This is a genomic window from Deinococcus aerolatus (assembly GCF_014647055.1).
Lineage (GTDB): Bacteria > Deinococcota > Deinococci > Deinococcales > Deinococcaceae > Deinococcus > Deinococcus aerolatus.
Map to the genome: position 1 here is coordinate 43,630 of NZ_BMOL01000020.1, position 6,128 is coordinate 49,757.

A 6,128-nucleotide genomic window follows, 5' to 3' on the forward strand; every position below is an offset into this window, starting at 1 on the left:
GCCACAAGGAGTTTCATGCTCGATTACTTTCAAGCCCATTCGCTGGTCGGCAGTGACGAACAACTGGTGATGCAGAGCGTCCGCTCCTACGTGGACAGCAAACTCATGCCGCAGATTGCCGATTGGTGGGACAGCGCCGAGCTGCCAGCCCGCGAGGTGATGAAAGAAATGGGCAACCAGGGGCTGCTCGGCCCCACCACGCCGGAAGAGTATGGCGGCTCGGAAGTCAGCTACAGCGCTTACGGCGGCATGATGTACGAGCTGGAGCGCTGCGACAGCGGCCTCAGAAGCGCGGCCAGCGTGCAGGGCAGCCTGGTAATGTACCCGATCAACACCTACGGCAGCGAGGAGCAGAAGCGTCAGTACCTGCCGGGCCTGGCCGCCGGCGACCTGATCGGCTGCTTCGGCCTGACCGAACCCGACGGCGGCTCGGACCCCGGCGCGATGCGCACCCGCGCCCGCAAGGACGGCGGCGACTACGTGCTGAACGGCAACAAGATGTGGATCACCAACAGCCCAGTGGCTGACCTCGCGGTGGTGTGGGCCAAGCTCGAAGATGACAGCGGCAAGGACGTGGTGCGCGGCTTCATCGTGCCCAGAGGGGCCAAGGGCTTCTCGACGCCCCAGATTCACCGCAAGATGAGCCTGCGCGCCAGCGTGACCGGCGAGATCGTACTCGAGGACTGCCGCATTCCTGCAGAGAATATGCTGCCGCTCTCCGGCGGCCTGAAAAGCCCGCTGTCGTGCCTGACCTCGGCCCGCTTCGGCATCGCCTGGGGCGCGCTCGGCGCGCTGGAAGCGGTGTATCAGACGGCGCTGGAATACACCACCGGGCGCACCACCTTCGGCAAGCCGATCGCCTCGCGCCAGCTGGTGCAGGACAAGCTGGTGCGGATGGTCACCGATCACTCCACCGGCCTGCTGCTGGCTACACAACTCGGCGCGCTCAAAGACAGCGGCAAGATGACCTTTGGGCAAGTCTCGGTCGCCAAGCGCAACAACGTGCGGGTGGCCCTGCAAGGAGCGCGTCTGGCCCGCGAGATGCTGGGCGGTAACGGCATCACCACCGAGTACCCGGTAATTCGCCACATGCTCAACCTGGAAACGGTGGACACCTACGAGGGCACCCACGACATCCATACCCTGATCGTGGGCCGTGACCTGACCGGCCTGGGGGCGCTGGAATGAGCATGCCCCCAACTGGTCATCTTCAGGGCGTCTACACCATCATGCCCACGCCGTTTACCGGCAGCGGCGAACTCGACCTTGGGAGCCTCGACAACCTGGTGGACTTCCAGCTTGACGCGGGCATTCACGGCCTGGCGATTCTGGGCTTTCTGGGTGAAGCGCACAAACTCAGCGGCGAGGAACGCCGGGCCGTCATTCGCCGCACCATCGAACGGGTCGCCGGACGGGTGCCGGTATGGGTCGGCGTGCGCGCCATCGGTACCCCGGCCAGCATCGAGCAGGCCACAGAAGCCCAGGACTTCGGGGCCGACGCCGTGTTCGCCGCGCCGATCGACGTGCAGGCCGACGCAGCGATTTTCCGGCATTACCAGCAGTTGCAGGCGGCCCTCAAGGTGCCGGTGCTGATTCACGACTTCCCCGAAAATTTCGGCATCACCATCAGCTCGGAAGTGGTGGCTCGGCTCGGCAAAGAAGGCGGCGTCCACTACATCAAGATGGAAGAGCCGCCGGTCGGTCCCAAGACCAGCCGCATCCTGGAACTTTCGCAGGGCTCGGTGCACGTCTTTGGTGGGCTGGGCGGCACCTTCTTCCTGGAAGAACTGGAGCGCGGCGCGGTGGGCACCATGACCGGCTTTGCCTTTCCGGAAGTGCTGCTGCGCATCTACGATTTGTTTCGGCAGGGCCAGCACGCAGCGGCGGCCCGCGTCTTCGATCACTACATGCCGCTGATCCGCTACGAGTTCCAGCCCAAACTCGGCCTGGCGCTGCGCAAACACACCTACCATCGCCGGGGCATCATCGCTTCTGACCATGTGCGCGCGCCGGGCATCAACATTGACGGGCGCACCGCCAAAGAGCTCGAAGCCATCGTCAAACGGGTCGGCTTCGAGTTCGGCGTGACCGGTCCCCAGGAGCTGATCGGATGACTCAAAATTTTAGTGGTCGGCACGCGGTGGTCTTCGGCGGCAGCCAGGGTCTGGGCCTCGCCAGCGCCCTCAAACTCGCCGAGGGCGGCGCGAACGTCACGGTGATTAGCCGCAGCGCCACGCAGGAACGCCTGGTCAGGCAGGGTCTGCCGTCAGCGCAGGCTCAGGCGCTCTCCGGCGAGCTTACGCAGAGCGATATGAACGAGCTGCTGAGCGCCGCCAAAGACAAGTTCGGCCCGGTGGACACCCTGGTGCTCAGCGGCGGTGGTCCCAAGGCCGGTACCTTCGCCACCCTCAGCGACGACGACTGGACCGGGGCGTACCACCTGCTGCTGCTCGCACCGGTGCGGGCCATCCGCGCTGCCCTGCCGGACATGCAGGCGGCGGGCTTCGGGCGCATCATCTCGGTGCTCTCCAGCGGCGTCAAGCAGCCGCTGCCCAACCTGATGCTCTCCAACGCGCTCCGGGCCGCCACACTGGGCATGCTGCAGACCCTCGCGCGCGAAGTGGCGGGACAGGGCATCACCGTGAACGGCGTGGTCCCTGGGCGCATTGACACCGACCGGGTGCGTTCGCTCGACCAGGGGGCCGCTGAGCGCAGCCAGCGCACCCCCGAGGAGGTCCGCGCCAAGAGTGAGGCCAGCATCCCGCTGGGCCGCTACGGACGGCCTGCCGAGTTCGGCGCGGCGGTGGCGTTTCTGGCGACCGCCGACGCCAGTTACATCACCGGCAGCTTGATTGAAGTGGACGGTGGCCTTATCAACACCCTGACATGACCGCTCAGCGCGACATTGTGGTGATGACGCCGCGCCTGCCGTTCCTGCTCGGCGAGTTGCGCCGCGATTACCGAGTCCACGCCTATTGGGAAGCCGATCAGCTCGGCTCGTTTTTTAAGCAGGCACGTCAGGCGCGGGCCATCGTGACCAACGGCGTCGTCGGTTGCCCGCGTGAAGTGGTGGACGCCCTGCCGAATCTGGGCCTGATCTGCGTGGGTGGCGTCGGCCTGGACGCGGTGGATGTGGCGCATGCCCGGGAGCGCGGCATTCAGGTGACCACCACGCCCGGCGTCCTGACTGCCGATGTGGCTGACCAGGCCGTTGCCCTGCTGTTGGCCGCGTCCAGGCAACTGTTGCGAGGCGACCGCTCCATCCGGGAAGGCGGCTGGGAGCGCGGCGAGGATCTGCCGCTGACCCGGCGCGTGAGCGGTAAGCGCGCCGGTATTGTGGGCCTGGGCGAGATCGGCAAGGCGATTGCCCGCCGCCTGAGCGCCTTTGACATGCCGGTGGCCTACACCGGGCGGCGTGAGCAGCCGCAGCAGCCATACCGTTTCGTGGCCGATGTGCTACAGCTCGCCCGCGAAGTCGAGGTGCTGGTCGTCAGCAGTCGCGGGGGCGAGGACACCCGACACCTGATCGGCGTGAACGTTCTGGAGGCGCTGGGACCGCAGGGTATCCTGATCAATATCGCGCGCGGCAGCGTGGTCGATGAGGAAGCGCTGATTGCCAGCTTGCAGTCCGGCAAAATTGGAGCGGCGGGTTTGGACGTCTTTTCCGACGAGCCGAACGTTCCGGCCGTGCTGAAGGCTCTGGACAATGCGATCCTCTCGCCGCACGCCGCCACCCGCACCGTGGAGTCGCGGCAGGACATCAGCCGGATTGTGCTGGCCAATCTGGAGGCGTTCTTTGCCGGGCAGCCGCTCTTCACGGCGCTGCCGATGAAGCGCCAGCGCTGAGGTCCAAACAAAATCGAAAGAGAGAGCGGTTGGCCCCTACCAGGCCAACCGCCCTCTTGACCTGATTCGTCTCAGCTGGGGCTTTCGCTGACCAGCAACTCGGCCAGCGCTCTACTGTAAGCGTCGATGTCGGCCACCTTGACCGATTCCTTGGTGGTGTGGGCCAAGTCTTCGTTGCCGGGTCCCCAGCCCACGGTGGGCCACCCCGCGTTGGCGGTGTAACGGCCGTCGGTGGCAAAGCGCCAGACGCCCGGCTCAGCGTGAAAGCGCGCTGCGTACGGCAGCACCTTGAGGGTTAGCGGATCGCCCGGCTCGGTTACAAAACCGGGCGTGTATTCCGGTGTCCACAGCGCTGAGAGTCTTCCCTGGGCGGGCAGGCCCTCCAGCAACTTCGCCAGCGTCTGTCGGTTGGAAGCGTCGTCCTCGTTGAAGCGCCAGTCGAGAATCGCCGTCACGGTGTTGGGCGTCAGGTTCTCGCTGCCAGAGTCGGTGAAGAGTTGCGTGACCGTCAGGGTCGAGGCACCGGTCACCGGAAAGTCAGGAAAGGTCAGGGCCTCAATACGCTTGAGCAGTTCAGCCAGCGCGAAGATGGGGTTTTCGTCCTTGATCGCCAGGCTGGCGTGGTGGGCGCGGCCCTGAAGCTGCACCCGCACCCGCGCCACGCCCCGGTGCCCCAGCATCAACTGGTTGCTCGACGGCTCGGCCACGATCACCGCGCCGATCTCGCCGGGCGGGTGGGCGACCAGATACGCTGCGCCGGGCCCGCCAATTTCCTCCTCGGCCGCCGCCACGATCCAGACGTCGCTGCGCGGGCGCTCACCCTTCGCCAGCAGTGCGGCCAGCGCGTAGGTCTGGGCCGCCAGTGGGCCCTTGATGTCCACCGCGCCGCGCCCGTGAATCACGCCCTCCACCAGCACCGCCTCGTAGGGTGGGTGCTCCCACAGCGCCGGGTCGCCCTCGTGGACGTGGTCGAGGTGGGTCAGCAGGAGCCAGGCCGGTCCCGGCTCGCGCCCCCGGATCCGCGCCAGAGCGTTGCCGCCCGCGTCGGCCTGCACGTCCTCGAAGCCGAGCTGACGCCACTCCTGCAAGACCCGCTCGCGCAGCATTTCTTCTTGCCCTGGCAGCGCCTGAATACGGATCAGATCGCGCAGGAAATCGGCGGCGCTCATGTTGGCCACCCGCTGGCGGCCGTGCCAGGCCCGAAGCAAATATGGCGCGCGGCGCTGGCCTGCGGACCTGCGGGGAAGAGGGGAGTGAAACGTGCGGCCAACCTGGAAGCGGCGTTTTGCCTCATTCTGTGCAGTCTACAGAAAGGAGGCTCGGTCGGCGGCTGGTCTTGCCAGGGTTTTGTGGAGGGAGAATTCAGTCTGGTTCGGACTTGAGACGGACACGAGTATGCCTAAGCAGCAGTACACCGCCGCCCCTCTTGCAGGAGGCGGTGCGGCTGACCCAGAGTGCGGGCAAGAGTTGTGCCCAGATCGCCTGCGACCTCGGCGTCCCCGCCCATTACGTCGTTCGTTGGAAACGGCAGCAGGAATTTCAGGGGGTCAAGGGACGACCCGTGAACACGGGACGTGGCCTCACGGGCGTTCTGAACAGGAAGACCGGTTGTGGCAAGTTATTGGTGCCACGTCCCGCCACGTCTTGAAAGCAGCCTGTTGGTTGGAACGCCGGCGCCGAGCGGGGACGGTGGAGCGGGCAGGATGATGCGGGTTCGTGATCCGGGCAGGCAGGTCGAGAAATTCTTATGCCCGTCGTGGTGCTCGGAAGCCTCGCTGCGCATGTTCCTGCCGTCGGGTGGGCCGACGAGACTGCTCAATTAAGTTACTGCAGCGCCGTTAAGTTAACCTGGACGTGCTCCACACCGTGGAGCACGGGAAGTTTTCGCAGGGTAGCGCCGTAATTCCAGAGCTTATCGGTGTGAATAACCTTTGACACGTCGTATTCGCCCAGCAGTCGCTGGGAGAACATTTGGAGGCCTCAGTATTCCGGTGTTCTTGTAAAAAGACGTCCACCACGGTGCCGCGCTCATCGACTGGCCGCCACAACCAGTGCTTGACCCCGCCGATGTCCACGTGCATCTCGTCAAGGTGCTACCGGGAACCCCGTCGGGGTAGACCTTGGGCGAACAGATCGCTGAACTTGATGCACCCTCATACCCTCAGCTGTCACAACTTCTGGGTTCTGAGGCCTGTGCGAGACTGATGGTGCTGCATGAGGAAGGTGCGACGTGAAACCAAACGTCCACAGTCCCCAACATCGGAAGGAGGATCAGTATGAAT

Annotated in this window: 5 protein-coding genes and 1 pseudogene; 4 read left to right on the forward strand and 2 right to left on the reverse strand. The window is 65.3% G+C overall.

The genetic code is table 11. The annotated features are described in order from the left end of the window. Positions 1–15 precede the first annotated feature (15 nt). Genes IEY31_RS15890 through IEY31_RS15905 form a run of 4 tightly spaced genes read left to right on the forward strand, consistent with a single transcriptional unit; the run spans position 16 to position 3,846 of the window. Positions 16–1,188, forward strand: coding sequence for an acyl-CoA dehydrogenase family protein (locus IEY31_RS15890; protein ID WP_188973760.1), 1,173 nt, complete (start codon positions 16–18; stop codon positions 1,186–1,188). After that, the gene (locus tag IEY31_RS15895) at positions 1,185–2,114 is read left to right on the forward strand and encodes a dihydrodipicolinate synthase family protein (RefSeq protein ID WP_229723710.1); all 930 of its coding nucleotides are present in this window, start codon (positions 1,185–1,187) and stop codon (positions 2,112–2,114) included. The genes IEY31_RS15890 and IEY31_RS15895 overlap by 4 nt, the downstream gene beginning before the upstream one ends. Continuing rightward, positions 2,111–2,890 carry an SDR family oxidoreductase gene (locus tag IEY31_RS15900; RefSeq protein ID WP_188973762.1) on the forward strand — a complete coding sequence of 260 codons (780 nt, stop codon included), beginning with the start codon at positions 2,111–2,113 and terminating at the stop codon, positions 2,888–2,890. Before IEY31_RS15895 ends, IEY31_RS15900 begins: the two co-directional genes overlap by 4 nt. Continuing rightward, on the forward strand, positions 2,887–3,846 hold the full coding sequence (locus IEY31_RS15905) for a 2-hydroxyacid dehydrogenase (RefSeq protein WP_229723711.1): 960 nt from the start codon (positions 2,887–2,889) through the stop codon (positions 3,844–3,846). Before IEY31_RS15900 ends, IEY31_RS15905 begins: the two co-directional genes overlap by 4 nt. A gap of 71 nt (positions 3,847–3,917) precedes the next feature. On the opposite strand, the gene IEY31_RS15910 is transcribed toward IEY31_RS15905, so the two are convergent. Both IEY31_RS15910 and IEY31_RS15915 read right to left on the reverse strand, forming a co-directional pair. Then, positions 3,918–5,015 carry a M20 family metallopeptidase gene (locus IEY31_RS15910; RefSeq protein ID WP_188973764.1) on the reverse strand — a complete coding sequence of 366 codons (1,098 nt, stop codon included), beginning with the start codon at positions 5,013–5,015 and terminating at the stop codon, positions 3,918–3,920. Between the two features lie 411 nt (positions 5,016–5,426). Beyond that, positions 5,427–5,993, reverse strand: a pseudogene (locus IEY31_RS15915) (DDE-type integrase/transposase/recombinase); the annotation flags it as partial. Positions 5,994–6,128: the final 135 nt, after the last annotated feature.